This is a genomic window from Janthinobacterium sp. CG_23.3, assembly GCF_046115965.1.
In the GTDB taxonomy this organism is placed as follows: domain Bacteria; phylum Pseudomonadota; class Gammaproteobacteria; order Burkholderiales; family Burkholderiaceae_D; genus Janthinobacterium.
In genome coordinates this window covers 1-1,135 of sequence record NZ_JBJXIB010000275.1, presented here as the reverse complement: position 1 = coordinate 1,135, position 1,135 = coordinate 1, and the positions used below count along the sequence as shown (strand labels likewise).

Below are 1,135 nucleotides of genomic sequence, written 5' to 3'. Positions count from 1 at the left end.
CGGGGCGGTTTTGGTGGCATGCACGCATGATGCGTTATCCACGATTCGTTTACAACAACTTTCTACGCTGTACGCTCAGGCTGAATAGTCACAATCTTTAAAGCGTTTACTGTCAGCACTTTGCTCCTCCTTGGGTCGTCGGCATTCTCAGCGGCATCTGCTCGCGTGATTGACTTCGACGACATCTATGTTCCTCCTCCGCCGCGGTCCGGGCGTAACGCAGTGCTACTCGCCAAAGGCTATGGAGGGTTTATCTGGTCCGGTGGACAGGGCTCAAATAGCTGGATCATCGCGCAGAACGGCGATGGTTATTGGAGGGATATTCCAGCGCCTTCAGGGCAAAACTTGGTTTGGAGCAATGGCGGGACCGATCTGAGCATGTCCGAGATGTCCGGAGAACAATTTACCTTAGACAGTTTTTTGGGGCGCGCATTTTCTAGTCGCCCAGTCACATTGCGTGGTTTTTTGGATGGTCAAGAAATAATGACTCGGACGGTGAACATTACCAATCGGTTCCAGCAATTCGATCTCAACATGAAAGGAGTAGATAAAGTGACGTGGTCGACCAACGGCAAGTTTAATCTCCTACTTGACGATATCACGGTTTCTGCCGTACCTGAGCCACAGACCTATGCGATGATGTTGGCTGGCCTTGGTCTACTTGGTTTCATGGCGCGCCGCCGCCGTCAAGCCTGAGTAAGTAAGCCCAGCATCCAACGAAGCCCGCCTTGTGCGGGCTTTTTTACGCAAACGCGTGCCGCCAGACGCGATTCCGATGAGCGAGAGAACGTTGCTCCAAGGGCTGCCGGCTCGAAGCTCCACGCGTGCGCTAATAACGCGGGTGTCCGGTACGATCTTCGCCACACATATGCAGCTTCGCTCCGAGTGCCACCGTGATGACGCCGGATTCATCGGTCCGCAGGCGCCGGATGCCCATCTGGCGGTAGTGCTCGATCACTTCAGGCTTCGGATTCGGATTGCGTGGGTAGAGCGTTTTCCTTCTGCCAAAACGACAATGGGGTCAGGGGTTGGGGGGGGGGGTTTTGGTTGGGGAGAGGAGTTGGTGGGAGGAGGGAAGGGAGGGGTGGTTGTGGGGGGGGGAGGGGGGGGGTGTAGGTGCTGCTTTGTTGTGGGC

The 1,135-nt window shown here is 55.7% G+C and carries 1 pseudogene; it reads left to right on the top strand.

Annotated features, from left to right (window positions below):
• Nucleotides 1-588: 588 nt before the first annotated feature.
• Nucleotides 589-696 (top strand): annotated as a pseudogene (locus ACFDR9_RS27740) (FxDxF family PEP-CTERM protein); the annotation flags it as partial.
• Nucleotides 697-1,135: the final 439 nt, after the last annotated feature.